Below are 16,029 nucleotides of genomic sequence, written 5' to 3'. Positions count from 1 at the left end.
CTGGTAGACGGTCCTGGTTCTCCGAGACAGAACCTACGCGACGGGCATACGACGCACCGGCCCACGGCCCCTCCCGCCGGTGAGAGGCTGCGGGTTCGTTGTGGCTGGTGAGCATGATGGCCGGCGGCTCCAGGGACGCGCCCTTCAGGGGCGCGGGGAACTGCGCGACCAGCCACGACGGACCCGCAGTCGAAACACGAACCCAGCCCCCACGAACCCAACCGCTCAACCGCCGGAGGCGGCGATCAGGGCTGCGTTTCGCTTGGTCTTCGTCATGACCACGAGCCTCGCGGCTCGCCTCCGAACGCCCCATCCTGCCAACTGGCCTATGTTGAGGGGGGTTTACCCGAGTGGGGAGCGGGATTTTCCAACGTCTGAGCCGGGACCGTGAGCGATCATGCTGAGCGTGTGCCTTGCTTGTAGGGCATACGGTTTCGCCTATGACGCAAGACGGCCATGGTGAGCTCGACAGCCTCGTACGCAAACGGATCCGCGCGCTGCGCATGGCGCAGGGCTGGTCCCTCGACGAGCTGGCCACCCGTGCCCGGCTCAGCCCGTCCACGCTCAGCCGTATCGAGAACGGTCAGCGCCGTCTCGCGCTCGATCAACTCGTCACCCTCGCCCGCGCCCTGGACACCTCGCTCGACCAGCTCGTCGAGACCGCCACCGACGATGTCATCTCCAGCCCGATGATCGACGCGGCCCACCAGCGGATGCAGTGGCCCATCCGCGCGGACCCGGGCATGACCGTCGTACGTCAGCGGATGACGGACCCGCCGCCCGACAGCCCCTCGCGCATGCGTGCCCACCCCGGCCGTGAATGGCTCGTCGTCCTCTCCGGTACCGCCGTCCTGCTCCTTGGCAACCGGCGCTTTCGCGTGGAGACCAACCAGGCCGCCGAGTTCCCGACGATGCTCCCGCACGCCATCGGCGCCGAGGGCGGGCCATGCGAGGTCCTGGGCATCTTCGACCGTGACGCCCGCCGCGGCCACCAGCCGGGCGAGGGCACCGAATGACGGGTTTCTTGCGCAGCCGGCAGGCCAAGCAGCCATCGTCTTGCTCTTTCGGGAAGCGGCCGCGCCACGCGCCCATGACCCTCTTAGCGTCGTCGGCATGACTCACACATCCCAGCGCACATCGCACGACCATCAAGCGCACGCGGCCCACCGGCACGGAGCGGACCACGATGCCGACGGCCAGGCGGAGATCCTCGACCTGGACGCCGAGGTGCTCGCCGAGCACATCGCCTCCATCACCGCATGGCTGCCCATCGGAGCCGATCCCCGTCACATCGTGGATCTGGGCTGCGGGACCGGAACCGGCACCTTCGCACTGCTCAAGCGCTTCTCCCGTGCCGAGGTGACCGCCGTCGACACCTCGAACAGCCACCTGCACCGCCTGCTCGAGAAGGCCACGACAGAGGGCCTGGCCGACCGGGTGCACACCGTCCAGGCCGACCTCGACGCGACCTGGCCCGACCTCGGCACGCCCGAACTGGTCTGGGCATCAGCCTCCATGCACCACATGGCCGATCCCGACCGCGCCCTGCGCCAGGTCCACAACACGCTTGCGCCGGGCGGGCTGTTCGCCGTCGTCGAACTGGACGGCTTCCCCAGGTTCCTGCCCGAAGACGCCCCCGAAGAGCGCCCCGGTCTCGAGGAACGCTGCCACGCCGCGCTTGCGCGGCACCATGCCGAACATGTGTCGCACCGCGGCGCCGACTGGGGAGCCAAGCTCACCGCCACCGGTTTCACCGTCGAGGCCGAACGCACCGTCACCGTGAACATCGGCCCACCCCACACCGACGCGGTCGGCCGCTACGCGCTCAGCAGCTTGCGCCGGCTGCGGAGCGGTGCCGCCCAGGCGCTGACGGCCGAGGACCTCACCGCCCTCGACCGGCTGCTCGACACCGAGGGGCCGCACAGCGTCCTGCGGCGCGGCGACCTGACGGTGCGCACGGAGCGGATGGTGTGGGCCGCACGCGCCTCCGGCGGTTGAGCGGGGCGCCTACGGGGGGTGTGGGTTCGGTTCATGGGCGGGTGCGGGTTCGTTGTGGCTGGTCGCGCCGTTCCCCGCGCCCCTGAAGGGGCGCGACCGGAGCCGCCGGCCATCATGTTCACCAGCCCCCACGTGCCCGCAGCCTCCCACCGGCGGGAGGGGCCGTGGGCCGGTGCGTCGTATGCCCGTCGCGTAGGTTCTGTCTCGGAGAACCAGGACCCTGTACCAGCTCCGGGTCGTACGCCCGGCCTGCGACGGGCTGACGCACCGGCCCACGGCCCCGACCCACCCACCGGACCCCAAGGGGCGCGGGGAACGGCGCGACCAGCCACCACGCACCCGCAGCCGCCCAACCGCCGGAGGCACCCCGCGGGGAACGGCGCGACCAGCCACAACGCACCCGCAGCCGACAACAAACCGAACCCACCCGCCCGGTAGGCGCCCCGCTCAACCGCCGGAGGCAGCTGCGCGAACCATCACGCAGTCGAACTCCACAACCCGCCCCGTAGCCGGTTCCCGAGTCACCGGGTACATGCCCGTGATCTCGAAGCCCGCCTCCTCGTAGATCGCGACAGCCTCGTGCATCTGCGGGCTGCCCTCGTAGAGCCGGAGGAGGGCGACCTCCGACTGCATGCCGACGAAGTCGTCGATGCGCTTGCCGGCGCCCGCGAAGACCTCCAGGTCGTAGCCCTGGGTGTCCATCTTCAGGTAGGGCCGCGGATCGGTGAGGCCGTCCAGCGCCTCGTCCATCACCGCGTCCAGGCGGCGGATCTCGATCTGCTCCATGGTCGACTTGGCGAACCGCTTGTAGCGGCCCTTGCCGTACTCGGTGGGCGGGAGAAGGGAGTTCATGGAGTTCCAGTTGGAGTGGATCTCCATGGTGGCTTCTTCACGGCCGAGGCCGCAGTTGTAGACGTGCCAGTCGGGGTCGTTCTCCGCCTTCTTCTGCAGCTTGGCGAAGTGCTCGGCGGTCGGCTCGAAGGAGACGATACGGCCGGTGTAGCCGTGGCGGCGCAGGCGGCTGCCGTACTGGCCGGCGTTGGCGCCCACGTCGAAGACGCAGTTCACCTGGTACTTGTCCAGCAGACCGTTCACATGGTGGGCGCACAGGTAGTCGGCGGCGGCCAGCTGGAGGACGCGTTCGTCGCCCCTCGACGCCTCCGGGTCGAACAGCAGGTGCGCCCCGGTCTGCCCGAGCACGGCGTTCTTCCACTTCGCCGGCTTCGGCTTGGCCTTGGGCCCTCCGCCACGACCGCGGCTCACCAGCCACGCGTCCTGCCCCACGGGCGTCACCGAGTAACCGCTACTGCGGCGGGCCAGCAGATCCGCCCCCGCCTCCAGAGAGATCCGGGCACGGCCGCGTCGCCGGGAGACCAGGGCCTCTCCCGGACCAAGATCGAGCACCTGCACCCCGAGCTTGGGGGCCAGCTTGAGTATCCGCCTGTAAAGGGTCTGCATTCAGACACCTTTACATGCGAGAGGCCGTTCGTTGAACCGATCTCATAACTTCCTGTTCATGCAGGCGTCGGAAGCAGCCCCGCAGGCGTTCACACAGGGCCCCGGGACGCTGTGCCCCATGCTCTCAAGGCCGAGGCCCCCGCCCTGCCGGCTCCGGCGCACCCTCCGCCTCCGCCTCCGGAGGCGTCGCCGCCGCCCGGCGCCGTACAACGGCCGTCAGGCGCGTGGCCACCGGTTCCGTGAAGCGAGCCGTGAGGGGGCCGACGATGACCAGGATCAGCACATACGCCGTGGCCAGCGGCCCGAGGGACGGTTCGATCCCGGCCGTGACCGCCAGCCCGGCGATCACGATCGAGAACTCGCCGCGCGCCACCAGCGTGCCGCCCGCCCGCCAGCGCCCCTTCGTCGAGATCCCGGCCCGTCCGGCGGCCCAGTACCCCGTGGCGATCTTCGTGACGGCGGTGACCACCGCCAGAGCGAGCGCGGGCAGCAGTACCGGCGGAATGCTGGCCGGGTCGGTGTGCAGGCCGAAGAAGACGAAGAACACGGCGGCGAACAGGTCCCGGAGCGGGGAGAGCAGAATGTGGGCGCCCTCCGCGGCCTCCCCGGACAGCGCGATGCCGACCAGGAACGCGCCCACCGCCGCCGAGACCTGGAGCTGCTGGGCGAGCCCGGCGACCAGCAGGGTCAGGCCCAGTACCACCAGGAGCAGCTTCTCGGGGTCGTCGCTGGAGACGAAACGGGAGATGAGGCGGCCGTACCGCACCGCGACCACCAGGACGAGCGCCGCCGCACCGAGCGCGATGGCCAGCGTGACGCTGCCCGCCGCGAGGCCCGCGCCGGCCAGCAGGGCGGTGATGATCGGCAGATAGACGGCCATCGACAGGTCTTCGAGCACCAGGATGCTGAGGATCACGGGCGTCTCGCGGTTGCCGAGCCGCCCCAGGTCGCCGAGGACCTTGGCGATGACTCCGGAGGAGGAGATCCAGGTGACTCCGGCGAGGACCACGGCGGCCACCGGACCCCAGCCGAGCAGCAGCGCCATGGCCGCGCCCGGCAGGGCGTTCAGGGCGGCGTCGACCAGGCCCGCCGGGTACTGGGTCTTGAGGTTGGAGACGAGATCGCTCGCCGTGTACTCGAGTCCCAGCATGAGCAGCAGCAGTACGACCCCGATCTCGGCGCCGATCGCCACGAAGTCCTCGCTGGTGCCCAGCGGCAGCAATCCGCCCTCCCCGAAGGCGAGTCCGGCGAGCAGATACAGCGGGATGGGGGAGAACTGGAAGCGTCCGGCGAAGCGGCCCAGCAGCCCCAGGCCGAGGATGATGGCGCCGAACTCGATCAGAAAGACCGCGGAGGTGTGCACTGCCGGTTCACTCCCGTCCGAGTATCGCCGCGGCCGCCTCCACGCCCTCGCGGGTGCCGATCACGATGAGGGTGTCCCCGCCGGCCAGCCGGAAGTCCGGCGTCGGCGACGGGATCGCCTCCGCCCGGCGCAGGACGGCGACGATCGAGGCGCCGGTCTCGGTGCGCATCTGTGTCTCGCCGAGCAGCCGTCCGTTCCAGTACGAGCTCCCGGACAGTTCGAGGCGTTCGGCCACCAGGCCCAGCTCGGTGGTGGACAGCAGATTCGGGCTGTGATGCGTGGGCAGCAGGGCGTCGACGAGGGCCGCCGCCTCCTTCGGTGTCAGGTGCACGGACAGGGAGCAGGCGTCCGGGTCGTCCGTGCGGTACGCGCTGAACGTCCGGTCGCCGTCGCGGTGCGCGACCACCGAAAGCCGGCGCCGTTCACGTGTCGTCATGTCGTAGCGCACCCCAATTCCCGGCAACGGTGTACTGCTCAGGCGTGGTGTGCCCATGGCTGATCCCCTGTCCGATCAAGTACGTACGTGTCCACGGGGCTGTCTGCGCCCCACATACGCACCGTACGCAACCCGCATGAAGGCCGGCGCACCTGGGCGGAACGCCGGCCTCCATGGTCAGCCGGTCACTTCGATCTTCCCGTTGGCCGCCTCCGCGGGTACGGCCGCCTTGCCCGCCGTGATCCCCTTCAGCAGCTCGGCCAGGTCGACTCCCGTGGTGGAGCTGAGGAGTTCCATGCCCTGCGCGACATTGTCGGCGACCGTACGCGACAGCTGGCTGGCGCCGTCCGTCGAGATCACCGTCATCTTGTCGACGGCGCTGAGCGGCTCGGACGCCTTGGCGACGACCTGCGGCAGCACCTCGACGAGCATCTGGAGCACGGCCGCGTCGCCGTACTGGGCGAACGCGTCCGCCTTCTTCCGCATGGCCTCCGCCTGAGCGGCACCCGTCGCCCCGATCGCGGCGGCCTCCGCCTCGCCCTCCAGCCGGACCGCCTCCGCGATCGCCGCACGCCGGGACCGCTCGGCCTCACCCTGCCTGAGGCCCTCGACGGCCTCCGCCTCGGCCAGCGCGGAGCGGCGCTGCTTCTCGCCCTCACCCGACAGCCGCGCCCGCTCGGCCTCCGCCTGCGCGGCCGCGATGGCGGCCAGCCGCTCGGCCTCGGCCTGCTTCACGCGGGCCACCCGCTTGGCCTCCGCCTCCTGCTCGGCCTCGTACCGCCGGGCGTCGGCGGGCTTACGGACCTCGGTGTCGAGCTGACGGTCCTTCAGTGCCGCCTGGCGCTCGGCCACCTTCTCCTGCTGGATCAGGACGTCCTGCTGACGGGCGGCCTCCGCGAGCGGACCGGCGGCGTTGGCCTGGGCCGCCGCCGCGTCCGTCTCGGCCTTGATCTCGGCCTGCTTGAGGGCGAAGGTCCGCTGGGCGATCGCGATCTCCTCCTCCGCCTTCAGCCGCGCCTGCTCGGCGGCCCGGCGGGCCACCGCCTCCGCGATGTCGGCCTCCTGCTTGGCCCGCGCGGCCTCCGGCCGACCCAGGTCCTCCAGGTAGGAGCCCTCGGTGGTGATGTCCTGGATCTGGAAGGCGTCGAGCACCAGGCCCTGCCCGGACAGGCTCGCCTCGGCCTCCTCCGCCACCTGCCCGGCGAACGCGGCCCGGTCCCGGATGATGTCCTCCACCGACATCCGGCCCACGATGGACCGCAGCGCGCCGGACAGCACCTCCTGGGTGAACCCGACGATCCCGCCCTGCTGCATCAAAAACCGCTGGGCCGCGGCCCGGATCGAGTCCTCGGAGCCGCCGACCTTGACGATGGCCACGCCTTCGAGGTTCGCCTTCACCCCGCGCAGCGTGACCGCGCCGCGCACCGAGATCGGGATGTGCCGCGAGGACAGGTCGAGGGTGAACTTCTGCTGCACGAACGGCACGACGAACACGCCGCCGCCCACCACGACCTTCTGGCCGCTGTTGTCGGTGAAGATACGGCCGGTCTCCGGGTCGGTGGACTTCTTGCCGCGCCGCCCGGTGACGATGAACGCCTGGCTCGGCCCGGCCACCTTGTAGCGGGTGACGACGACGAGCGCGAGCAGCACGAGGAGTACGACGACTCCGACGACGGCGATGACGACTGGACTCATGATGACTTCCCCCCTGCCGTCCCGGGGGACGGCAGATCGGTACGTACGAATGATGTGCGGGGTGTGCAGGGTGTGCTGTATGGAGTCTGATGTGTGGGTCAGCGCTCGACCGGGCGCACCATCACCGACGTCGACGACAGGGTCGCCTCGACCCAGATCTCGACGCCCCGCGCGATGGGAACGGCACTCTTGGCCGCGTACTTCACCGGCTGGCCCGCGAGATACAGCAACACCTCGCCATAGCCGTCGGCCGGGATCGCGGTGACCACGGAGCCCGAGGAGCCCACCAGGTCCTCACTGCGCGGGGTGACATCGGGATCGTCCCGCATCAGGGCCCGGCTGAACCTCCAGGTCAGCCAGCCCGCCCCGGCACCCGCGCCGACGCCCACGGCGGTGGCGGGTCCGGCGCCGAGGCCCGTCGTGCCGAGCACGATCGCCCCGCCGAAGCCGAGCATCGAGATGAACCCGGCAATGACCGGAAGCGACAGCAGCCCGTCGAACAGCCCGTCCAGCACCCCGGCCCCGTCGAAAAGCCCTTCCAGCACCCCGTCGAAGACGAGCGCCAGGACGAGCAGAACGATCCCCGCGATGCCGAGACCGATAAAGAAGGTCATGCGGTAAGCCCCCGTGTCCCCCGCGTACGCCGACCACCTCGGCGTACGGGGATCATCTCAGGCATGTGCCCAATCGCACACTGCCGTACTCCGGCAATCTTTACGCCGCCTTGATGCCGGTTCCGGCCCATGCGCAGGGCGCCGGCCGCGGGCCAGGATGACGGGGCAGGAAACAAGGGGAGCACGGGGAGCTACGGGGGACGGATACGGGCCCCGGTGCCGGGGTGTCGAGGGGGAAGACACCAGCACCGGGGCCCAGCCCTGTGCCCTGCTCCGGCAGTGAACCACTCCCTGGGGGTCCACCCCAGCCGCGTATGCGTTAGAAAGGCGTCAAGGGCTGATGACGTATCAGGGGGTGTGCATGGCGGGGCAGGACGTGCCCGAGGAGTATCTGGACGGCTTCGCCGTCATCCTCGCGGACGCCTCCGCGACCGGCCGCCGGCTGACCCGCGACGAACTCGACTCTCGCCGGGCGCTGGGCGAACGGGCCGCCGAGGCCGGGTACGGACTCCGCGCCCTCGTCGGCGCGCATCTGGCCGCCGCCCGCGCCCACTGGCCGGCCGCGAACCTCGCCTCCACGGACAGCGTGCTCGCCGCCGTCGAGCAGACCGTCGACGCCTTCGCGGAGGGGTACGAGCGGGCCCAGCGTCAGGCCGTACGCCAAGAGGAGGCGGCGCGCCGGGAGTTCATCGACGACCTGCTGTACGGACGCAGCGACCTGGGCCGGCTCGCCGAGCGCGCCGAACGCTTCGGGCTGCGCCTCTCGCACGCGCACGCCGTCGCCGTGGCGCAGGGCAGGGCCGGGTACGACGAGGGGGACGCCGTCTCCCGCGAGGTGGAGCGTGCGCTGATCGGCCGGTTCGGCGACCGCAGCATCCTCATGACCACCAAGGACGGGCGGCTCGTCTGCATCGCCCCCGGCGACCAGGACGAGGTCCTCGCCTTCTTCGCCAAGCAGGCGTACGCCGCGACCGACGGCGGCCAGGTCGCCATCGGCCGCCCCCAGCCCGGCCCTGGCGGGGTCGTCCAGTCGTACGAGGAGGCCCTGAACGCCCTCGACCTGGCCGAGCGCCTGGAACTCGACGCCCCCGTACTCCGCGCCGCCGACCTCCTCGTCTACCCCGTCCTCACCCGCGACCGCCAGGCCATGGCGGACCTGGTGCTCAGTGCCCTCGGCCCGCTACGGCAGGCCCGCGGCGGAGCCCGGCCCCTCCTCGACACCCTCACCGAGTACTTCGCCTCGGGCTGCGTCGCCGCGGAGGCGGCCCGCCGGCTGTCGCTGAGCGTGCGGGCCCTCACCTACCGGCTGGACCGGATCCACCGGCTGACCGGCGCAAATCCCGCGGACCCGGTGCACCGGTACACGCTTCAGACGGCGGTGATCGGGGCGCGGCTGCTGGACTGGCCGGAGAAGGAGTTCTGAACAGGAGCTCCGAGCAACAGAGGGAGTCGCCGCCACCGGCCCCGTACGGCAGGATTCGGGCCATGACCGAGCGAGCCACGACCGAGCGCGACCGCCCCATCCGCGTCCTGATCGCCGACGACCAGGACATGGTGCGTACCGGCTTCCGTTTCTTCCTGGACGCGCAGCCGGACATCACGGTGGTCGCCGAGGCGGCGGACGGGGAGCAGGCCGTCGCGCTGGCCCGCGAGACCCGGCCGGACGTGTGCCTGCTCGACATCCGGATGCCGAAGATGGACGGCCTGGAGGCGACGCGACTGCTGGCGGGACCGGAGGTCCCGGACCCGATGCGGGTCGTCGTGGTCACCACCTTCGACCTCGACGAGTACGTCTACGGGGCCCTGCGCGGCGGCGCCTGCGGCTTCCTCCTCAAGGACTCCGGCCCCACGCTGCTCGCCGAGGCGGTACGGGCGGCCGCGGCGGGTGACTCCCTGGTGTCCCCGTCCGTCACGGTCCGCCTCCTCAAGCACGTCACGGCCGCCACGGCGGCTCCTACACCGGCCGCACCACTCCCGGCCAAGCCCCAAGAACCGCTCACCGACCGCGAGTTGGACGTCGTACGCCTGGTCGCCCTCGGCCGCACCAACGCCGAGATCGCCGCCGACCTGTACGTCTCCCTCTCCACGGTGAAGACCCACCTGGCCAGCGTCCAACTCAAACTGGCGGCCCGGAACCGTGTGGAAATCGCGGCGTGGGCCTGGCAAACGGGGGTGGCCTCCGCCGGTTGAGCGGGGTGCCTCCGGCGGTTGGGCGGGTGCGGGTGCGTCGTGGCTGGTCGCGCCGTTCCCCGCGCCCCTTGGGTGGGTGGTGGGTGCGGGGCCGTGGGCCGGTGCGTCAGCCCGTCGCAGGCGGGGCGTACGGCCCTTTGCTGGTACAGGGTGCGGGTGGCCTGAGACAGAACCTAAGCGACGGGCATACGACGCACCGGCCCACGGCCCCTCCCGCCGGGGGGAGGCTGCGGGCACGTGGGGGTGCGGGCTTTCAGGTGCCGGGGAACCCGCGAGGCTGCTGGCGCGCCCGTCACACGTCTGTGAGCTGATCGGGACCCTGGTGAATTCGCCCTGAATTTAGGTACGTTGACCGCACTTCACCCCTACGCCACCCCGCCCCACCGAGGGAGCCCCAGTCATGCCCCAGCAGCAGAAGACCTTTCGTGCTATCGATGTCGGTGACGGCACCGATGGGATCTGGGCCGCCCATACGCAGGCCCTGTGGCCGGCGGCGGATGGATGGATGACCGAGGAGAGCAAGACTCCGGAGGGAGCGGCCCGCGCGCGGGAGTTGTTCGAGGGTCATATGCCGGAACTGGTGCCGATACTCGACCGGCTCGCGGCCGGGCTCGACCGGCCCGGAGGCGAAACCTTCCTCACCCTCGCCGGCATACGGCCGTTCTTCGCGGGCTGCACCCAGATCGGCGTCGGCGGCACCCTTCTGCGCAACTACGACTTCGACCCCGCCGACTGCGAAGGCACCATCGTCTCCTCGCACTTCCTGCGCCCCGTGATCGGTATGCAGGACGCCGGCTGGGGCCTGCTGGACGGTATGAACGACGCCGGCCTCGCCGTCTCGCTCACCTTCGGCGGACGCTTCGTGCACGGCCCCGGCTTCGCCATCCTCATCGTGCTGCGGTACCTCCTGGAGACCTGCGAGACGGTCGACGAGGCCGTGGACAAGCTGCGTACGATCCCGGTCGCCATCCCCCAGAACGTCACCCTCGTCGACGCGGAAAGGGCCGTGACCGTGTACGTCGGCCCCGACATCCCCCTCACCGAGGCCCCGGACGCCTGCGCCACCAACCACCAGCACCTGCCGGTCCCGGATGAGCAGGAACAGCAGAGCCGGACCCAGGAACGCCTGGCCACGGTCCGGGCGGCGGGTCCGGACCTCGCGGCGCTGTTGAAGCCACCGCTGTACAACTCCGCGTTCGACAAGGGCGGCACGGTCTACACGGCCCATTACCGCCCCACCGAGGGCCGCGTGACCTACCTCTGGCCCGACGAGACCTGGGACCAGTCCTTCACCGACTTCACTCCGGGCACGCGCACGGTGACCATGGGACGGGCGGAATGACGCCGGTCCCACCCGGGACTATTGGGGAGCAGAGTGCTTAGGTTAGCCTCGCCTAATGCGCAGCAGTGTCCTCTCTTCCAGTGCTCCAAGCGGTATTTCTCGACGGCGGCTCCTCGCAGCCGGTGGTGTTCTCGCCCTCGGTCCGCTGGTCGCCGCCTGCGGTGGGGATGACGGCGAGCCCGCGCAGGCCGACAGCAGTGGGAGCGGCGGGCCCTGGTCGTTCAAGGACGACCGGGGGAAGACCGTCGAGCTCGACAAGGCGCCGGAGCGGATCGTCGCGTTCGTGAGTACCGCCGCCGCGCTGTACGACTACGGCATCGAGTGCGAGGGCATCTTCGGGCCCAGCGAACCGGTCGGGGGCAAGCCCAATCCGCAGGTCGGCGACATGGACGTATCGAAGATGACCAGTCTCGGCACGGAGTTCGGGCAGTTCAACATCGAGAAGTACGCGACGCTGAAGCCGGATCTGCTGATCAGCAACATGTTCCCGGGGCCCGACCTCTGGTACGTGCCCGAGGAAAGCAAGAAGAAGATCGACGCCCTCGCGCCCTCCGTCGGGATCAAGGTCGCCCTGGACCCGCTCACCACCCCTCTCCGCCGGACCGCCGAACTCGCCGAGGCCCTTGGCGCGGATCTCTCCGCGGAGAAGGTCACCGACGCGAAGGCGCGCTTCGAGAAGGCGGCCGAGACCCTCCGGAAGGCCGCCGAGGCGAGCGGCGGGCTGAAGGTGATGGCGATGACGGGGGACAACGAGCAGATGTACGTGGGCGTCCCGGACTCGTACTGCGATCTTCACTACTTCAAGGACCTCGGCGTCGAGTTCGTCGAGGGGAAGAAGTCCGACGAGTGGGGCTTCTGGGAGTTCCTCAGCTGGGAGAACGCCAACAAGTACCACGCCGACCTGATCATGGTCGACAACCGCTCCCACGCCCTGCCGCTCAAGGAGCTGGACAAGAAGCCCACCTGGCGTGAGCTGCCCGCAGTCCAGGCCGGGCAGCTGACGACGTGGGCGATGGAAGAGCGGTTCAGTTACGCCGGATGGGCCCCGGTCCTGGAGCAGCTCGCCGCGGCCGTGGAGAAGTCGAAGAGGCTCGACTCCTAGCTTCCACACCCTCATCGGCTTCGTCCGCCGGGTGATCGGTCGCCGGATGATTCGCCGAACCGTCGGAAACCGGGGGTGGTCATTCAGGTGACGTGTGCGTAAGGATGTGGTCATGACCGCGGCCCATCGCGCCATGGCTCTCCTGGAGGGCTGGCCGAACCTGATAAGTGGCCCGCCCAAGTGCACCGTTGGGCATGCTTTCGCTTCGGCGGGACACGAGATCGTCCATTTCCACTCCGACGATTCCGCCGACCTCTTCCTGACCCGCCCGGCGGTCGAACGCCTGCTCCCCCAGCTCCGCCACAACAGCGCCATCCGCGTACGCCCCGGCGCCTCCTGGATCACCGTCCTCCTCGACTGCGACGCGGACGTGGAACTCCTGCTGATCCTCGTGAGCCTCGCGCTGAAGGAACAAAGCCAGGAACACGGCGAGGTCCCGCAGGACCGCCCGTCCCCGCCCTGCGACTGGGAACGCCCGGCGGAGCTGCCCGCGGTCCCCACCTCACGTCCGGGAGCGGCCCGCCGCATGGTCGACCGGCTCATGCCTCACGGGCACTGACACGGACGTACGGACGCGGACTACGGACGCGGACTACGGACACGGACGTACGTACTGACACAGGCGTACGTCATGACGCCGTAGCGTTCGGCATCGTCCTCACCGGAGTCGGTGTCACCGGCGTCGGCATCGGCCTCGGCGTCGCTCCCACCACCGCCACCACCGCACCCGTGTCGAGCCGCCGGTACAGCCACTCCGCGTCGCTGCGGCGCAGCCCGATCCAGCCCGCCGTGCTGTCGTAGTTGCCGGGCGCCTTCTCGTCCAGGGTGAAGGCGACGATGTAGTTCGTACGGTTCTGGGGGGTGCGCAGCTGGATCACCCACGGCGCCTTCGTCTCGTACCCCCGCCCGAACCCGAGCGTGTCGGTGGGCAGCGCGGCGACCTTGTACTTGTCGGTGACCGTCATACGGCCCGTCGGCGTGGGCGTCCGGGCCGCTCCCGCGGAGATGGGCAGGACGCGCCCCGCGACGATCAGTTCACGCCGGGAGAGATTGACGGTGGCGGCGGGCACCGCGCCGGCGGCGGACGACGGCCCCGGTGCCCTGAGCGTGGCGGCGGGCGGTCTGGAGTGGCCGTCCTTCCCGCCGCCGACGAACGCCATGCTCAGGACCACGGACACGGCCGCCACCGCACTGGCACCGACCGCGGCGAGGGAGGCGTGCCGGCGACGTCGGCGGCGCAGGGCACAACGGCGGATCTCGGCGCCCGGGACGGGCAGCGGGGTCTCGTGGTCCTCGGCCAACTCATGGAGGGCGAAGGCCAGTTCACGGTGGGACTCGGTGGGCCGGGGCTCATCGGACACGGTCGTCCTCCCTCTCAGCCAGTTCATCGGCCTCGCTCAGCCACCGCGCCAGCGCCGCGCGGCCACGGGACAGCCGGGCCTTGACGGTGCCCACGGGCGCACCGGTTTCGGAGGCTACCTGTTCGACAGTGAGGTCGCACAGATGGTGAAGTACGACAGCCTTTCGCTGCGCCTCGGGCAGCTCCCGCAACGCCTGGACCAGCGCGGTGCGCTCGGGCCCCGGCCCCGGCATGTGCTCCGGCGGCGGATTGCGGCGCACGAGTTCCAGCCAACGCCGCGCCCGCCGCCAGCGGCTCACCGCGAGCCGCATCGCGACGGTGCGGATCCACGCCTCGGGAGCCCCTTCGGCCAGGAACTCCCGCCGCCGGTCCCAGGCACGTACGAACGCCTCCTGGACGACGTCCTGCGCCTCGCCGTGGTCCCCGGTGAAGGCGTAGAGCTGGCCGGTCAGCCGCGGGAACGCGGCGGCGTAGAACGCGTCGAACTCTTCCTCGGTCATGCCCCCCGCCGGAGTCTGCGGGACGCCGTGCGCCCGGTCGTCTCTGCCGCGTTTACGGGTCCCTGAGTCGCGTACATCGAAGCACAACACGGGAGGTGGCCGAGGGGCAGCTGGGAGCCGGCCGGGTTCAGCGCTTCTCGTACGGGTTCGACGGCTGGTCGACGCGTTGCACGGAGGTGGCGTTCAGGACCGGGCGGGCCTCGTCCGAGCCGGGTGCGCCGGTGCGGTGCCAGGTGCCGGTGACGGTGACCCAGGTGTCGCGGGCGGGGGCCTCGGCACCGCGGACCTGGACCTTCAGGGGCGCGGCGTCGGCGGCGCAGCAGTTGACGAAGAGGCGGGCGACGTACCATCTGCCGTCGTCGTCCTTCGTCACGAAGCCCGTCAGCCGGAAGGTGCGCCCCTTCATGGACGCGCCACTGTCCCACTGCGCGCGCGACGCGAACGAGTTCAGGGTGAGCTCGACCGGGTCCCCCGCCGGGAGCTTCGGGAAGGTGCCGACGCCCTGTGCCGCGACCTTCGCCTCCTCGCGCTCGGCGCTGTACGAGCCGAGGGCGGGCGGCGGGAAGAGGAGGAGGGCGAGGGCGGGGGCGGCGAGGAGCCAGGCTATACGAGGGCTGTGGGCGTGATCGTGACCGTGACCTTCAAGGTGGTCCTCATGGCCGTGGTCGCCGTCGCCGTGGTCGCTGTCACCGTCGCCATGATCACGACTGTCGCCGTCACCGTTCTCACGCCTGACGAGGCCCAGCAGCCCGAGCACGACCAGCAGCACCCCCGAGATGACCAGATAAGGCCGCAGCCCCTCCTTCACATACCGCAGATACAGCTCGCTGAAGAGGGACACCCTCAGCAGCGCCGCCCCGCACAGAAGCAGCAGCACCCCCTGCGTACGGAACCTCATAGCAGCCACCACCCCACTCCCACACTGCTCGCCACGGCCACGACCCACGTCACGGACGAGAACCGGATGGCGAAGGCCCGCCCGAAGGTCCCTGCCTGGAGGGCGAACAGTTTCAGATCGACCATCGGCCCGACCACCATGAACGCCAGCCGCGCGGTCGGCGAGAACCCGGTCAGCGAGGCCGCGACGAAGGCGTCGGCCTCGGAGCAGACGCACAGTACGACGGCGAGTACGGCGAGCAGCAGCACCGACATCCAGGGCGAATCGGTGAAGACGTCGAGCACGGAGCGCGGGACGAGGATGTTGAAGGTCGCCGCGGCAGCCGCGCCCAGTACGAGGAAGCCGCCCGCGTGCAGAAAGTCGTGCTGCAGCCCGTCCCGGAACCCGCGCCACCCGGTAGGGGACGCGCCCTTGCCGGTCGTACGCCGCTGGGGCAGCCACTCCTCCTTCCCGAACCGCACCCACAGCCACCCCATCACCACGGCCGTGGCGAGCGAGGCGACGAGCCGGGCGCCGACCATGGCCGGGTTCCCCGGAAAGGCGATGGAGGTGGCGACGAGCACGACCGGATTGATGGCGGGCGCGGACAGCAGAAAGGCCAGCGCGGCGGCCGGCGCGACACCGCGCCGCATCAGGCTGTCGGCCACCGGCACGGAAGCGCACTCGCACCCGGGAAGCACCACCCCGGCCGCCCCCGCGACGGGCACGGCGAACGCCGGTTTCTTCGGCAGTACGCGGCTGAAGACCCGCTCCGGTACGAACGCCCCGATCGCCGCCGACACCGCCGTACCCAGCAGCAGAAACGGCATCCCCTGCACGGCGATGGCGGTGAAGACGGTCCACCAAGCCCCCATGGCAGGGGTCGCGAGATCGAGCGCGAACATCGGCCCGAGCACGGACCCGACGGTGACGATCGCGACAAGGGCAACGCCCCCCACCACGACATACACGAACCCCCGCGCAACAACGCGCGCCCCGTCCCCCAGACTCCCTCGCTCCTCCACGCCCCTTGCTTCCCGCCTCACCCAGTCATACGCCGTACGTCCGCACGTCCGGGCAGATTAACCGGTGCC

Annotated in this window: 16 protein-coding genes; 7 read left to right on the top strand and 9 right to left on the bottom strand. The window is 70.6% G+C overall.

Annotated features, from left to right (window positions below; translation table 11 throughout):
• The first annotated feature begins 440 nt into the window (after nucleotides 1-440).
• Together ACYVO6_RS49345 and ACYVO6_RS49340 are read left to right on the top strand one after the other, a co-directional pair.
• The gene (locus ACYVO6_RS49345; protein ID WP_461073582.1) at nucleotides 441-1,016 is read left to right on the top strand and encodes a helix-turn-helix domain-containing protein; all 576 of its coding nucleotides are present in this window, start codon (nucleotides 441-443) and stop codon (nucleotides 1,014-1,016) included.
• Between the two features lie 97 nt (nucleotides 1,017-1,113).
• Nucleotides 1,114-1,998, top strand: coding sequence for a class I SAM-dependent methyltransferase (locus ACYVO6_RS49340; RefSeq protein WP_461073580.1), 885 nt, complete (start codon nucleotides 1,114-1,116; stop codon nucleotides 1,996-1,998).
• Nucleotides 1,999-2,445: 447 nt separating this feature from the next.
• Here the strand turns inward: ACYVO6_RS49340 and ACYVO6_RS49335 are convergent, their stop codons facing one another.
• The 5 genes from ACYVO6_RS49335 to ACYVO6_RS49315 form a co-directional block, all read right to left on the bottom strand.
• Entirely contained in the window at nucleotides 2,446-3,456 is a 1,011-nt protein-coding gene (locus ACYVO6_RS49335) for an FkbM family methyltransferase (protein ID WP_461073579.1), read from the bottom strand.
• 124 nt (nucleotides 3,457-3,580) lie between these two features.
• A complete protein-coding gene (locus tag ACYVO6_RS49330) occupies nucleotides 3,581-4,819 on the bottom strand; it encodes a cation:proton antiporter (RefSeq protein ID WP_461073577.1) in 1,239 nt (412 codons plus the stop codon).
• A gap of 7 nt (nucleotides 4,820-4,826) precedes the next feature.
• Nucleotides 4,827-5,312 (bottom strand): cation:proton antiporter regulatory subunit, encoded by a 486-nt coding sequence (locus tag ACYVO6_RS49325; protein ID WP_461073575.1) that lies wholly within the window; start codon nucleotides 5,310-5,312, stop codon nucleotides 4,827-4,829.
• A gap of 120 nt (nucleotides 5,313-5,432) precedes the next feature.
• Entirely contained in the window at nucleotides 5,433-6,950 is a 1,518-nt protein-coding gene (locus tag ACYVO6_RS49320; RefSeq protein WP_461073573.1) for a flotillin family protein, read from the bottom strand.
• A gap of 98 nt (nucleotides 6,951-7,048) precedes the next feature.
• Nucleotides 7,049-7,564 carry a hypothetical protein gene (locus ACYVO6_RS49315; RefSeq protein WP_461073571.1) on the bottom strand — a complete coding sequence of 172 codons (516 nt, stop codon included), beginning with the start codon at nucleotides 7,562-7,564 and terminating at the stop codon, nucleotides 7,049-7,051.
• A gap of 361 nt (nucleotides 7,565-7,925) precedes the next feature.
• Here ACYVO6_RS49315 and ACYVO6_RS49310 point away from each other — a divergent pair, with 361 nt between their 5' ends.
• The 5 genes from ACYVO6_RS49310 to ACYVO6_RS49290 all read left to right on the top strand — a co-directional run bounded on the left by ACYVO6_RS49310 (nucleotide 7,926) and on the right by ACYVO6_RS49290 (nucleotide 12,757).
• Nucleotides 7,926-8,987 (top strand): PucR family transcriptional regulator, encoded by a 1,062-nt coding sequence (locus tag ACYVO6_RS49310; protein ID WP_461073598.1) that lies wholly within the window; start codon nucleotides 7,926-7,928, stop codon nucleotides 8,985-8,987.
• A 62-nt stretch (nucleotides 8,988-9,049) separates the two neighbouring features.
• Complete coding sequence (locus ACYVO6_RS49305; protein ID WP_352369697.1) at nucleotides 9,050-9,754, top strand: response regulator transcription factor; 705 nt, start codon at nucleotides 9,050-9,052, stop codon at nucleotides 9,752-9,754.
• Nucleotides 9,755-10,154: 400 nt separating this feature from the next.
• Nucleotides 10,155-11,096, top strand: coding sequence for a C45 family autoproteolytic acyltransferase/hydolase (locus ACYVO6_RS49300; protein ID WP_461073568.1), 942 nt, complete (start codon nucleotides 10,155-10,157; stop codon nucleotides 11,094-11,096).
• A gap of 55 nt (nucleotides 11,097-11,151) precedes the next feature.
• The gene (locus ACYVO6_RS49295; RefSeq protein WP_461073566.1) at nucleotides 11,152-12,198 is read left to right on the top strand and encodes an ABC transporter substrate-binding protein; all 1,047 of its coding nucleotides are present in this window, start codon (nucleotides 11,152-11,154) and stop codon (nucleotides 12,196-12,198) included.
• A 112-nt stretch (nucleotides 12,199-12,310) separates the two neighbouring features.
• A complete protein-coding gene (locus tag ACYVO6_RS49290; protein WP_461073564.1) occupies nucleotides 12,311-12,757 on the top strand; it encodes a luciferase domain-containing protein in 447 nt (148 codons plus the stop codon).
• Nucleotides 12,758-12,827: 70 nt separating this feature from the next.
• Here the strand turns inward: ACYVO6_RS49290 and ACYVO6_RS49285 are convergent, their stop codons facing one another.
• The 4 genes from ACYVO6_RS49285 to ACYVO6_RS49270 all read right to left on the bottom strand — a co-directional run bounded on the left by ACYVO6_RS49285 (nucleotide 12,828) and on the right by ACYVO6_RS49270 (nucleotide 15,942).
• Nucleotides 12,828-13,559, bottom strand: a complete 732-nt coding sequence (locus tag ACYVO6_RS49285; RefSeq protein WP_461073562.1) for a L,D-transpeptidase — start codon at nucleotides 13,557-13,559, stop codon at nucleotides 12,828-12,830.
• Nucleotides 13,549-14,058: a SigE family RNA polymerase sigma factor gene (locus ACYVO6_RS49280; RefSeq protein WP_461073560.1), complete on the bottom strand. Its 510-nt coding sequence runs from the start codon at nucleotides 14,056-14,058 to the stop codon at nucleotides 13,549-13,551. Before ACYVO6_RS49280 ends, ACYVO6_RS49285 begins: the two co-directional genes overlap by 11 nt.
• Nucleotides 14,059-14,185: 127 nt before the next feature.
• On the bottom strand, nucleotides 14,186-14,956 hold the full coding sequence (locus ACYVO6_RS49275) for a TIGR03943 family putative permease subunit (RefSeq protein ID WP_461073558.1): 771 nt from the start codon (nucleotides 14,954-14,956) through the stop codon (nucleotides 14,186-14,188).
• A complete protein-coding gene (locus ACYVO6_RS49270) occupies nucleotides 14,953-15,942 on the bottom strand; it encodes a permease (RefSeq protein ID WP_461073597.1) in 990 nt (329 codons plus the stop codon). Before ACYVO6_RS49270 ends, ACYVO6_RS49275 begins: the two co-directional genes overlap by 4 nt.
• Between the last annotated feature and the right edge of the window lie 87 nt (nucleotides 15,943-16,029).

The sequence above is a fragment of the Streptomyces pseudoechinosporeus genome, assembly GCF_054783935.1.
The sequence above is the reverse complement of the archived record's forward strand: the minus strand, read 5'-3'. Positions and strand labels throughout refer to the sequence as shown.

Coding starts and splice junctions, on each gene's coding strand:
- ACYVO6_RS49280 (WP_461073560.1), bottom strand. CDS start 14,058: ATGACCGAGGAAGAGTTCGACGCGTTCTACGCCGCCGCGTTCCCGCGG.
- ACYVO6_RS49340 (WP_461073580.1), top strand. CDS start 1,114: ATGACTCACACATCCCAGCGCACATCGCACGACCATCAAGCGCACGCG.
- ACYVO6_RS49275 (WP_461073558.1), bottom strand. CDS start 14,956: ATGAGGTTCCGTACGCAGGGGGTGCTGCTGCTTCTGTGCGGGGCGGCG.
- ACYVO6_RS49310 (WP_461073598.1), top strand. CDS start 7,926: ATGGCGGGGCAGGACGTGCCCGAGGAGTATCTGGACGGCTTCGCCGTC.
- ACYVO6_RS49295 (WP_461073566.1), top strand. CDS start 11,152: ATGCGCAGCAGTGTCCTCTCTTCCAGTGCTCCAAGCGGTATTTCTCGA.
- ACYVO6_RS49345 (WP_461073582.1), top strand. CDS start 441: ATGACGCAAGACGGCCATGGTGAGCTCGACAGCCTCGTACGCAAACGG.
- ACYVO6_RS49300 (WP_461073568.1), top strand. CDS start 10,155: ATGCCCCAGCAGCAGAAGACCTTTCGTGCTATCGATGTCGGTGACGGC.
- ACYVO6_RS49315 (WP_461073571.1), bottom strand. CDS start 7,564: ATGACCTTCTTTATCGGTCTCGGCATCGCGGGGATCGTTCTGCTCGTC.
- ACYVO6_RS49335 (WP_461073579.1), bottom strand. CDS start 3,456: ATGCAGACCCTTTACAGGCGGATACTCAAGCTGGCCCCCAAGCTCGGG.
- ACYVO6_RS49320 (WP_461073573.1), bottom strand. CDS start 6,950: ATGAGTCCAGTCGTCATCGCCGTCGTCGGAGTCGTCGTACTCCTCGTG.
- ACYVO6_RS49325 (WP_461073575.1), bottom strand. CDS start 5,312: ATGGGCACACCACGCCTGAGCAGTACACCGTTGCCGGGAATTGGGGTG.
- ACYVO6_RS49290 (WP_461073564.1), top strand. CDS start 12,311: ATGACCGCGGCCCATCGCGCCATGGCTCTCCTGGAGGGCTGGCCGAAC.
- ACYVO6_RS49305 (WP_352369697.1), top strand. CDS start 9,050: ATGACCGAGCGAGCCACGACCGAGCGCGACCGCCCCATCCGCGTCCTG.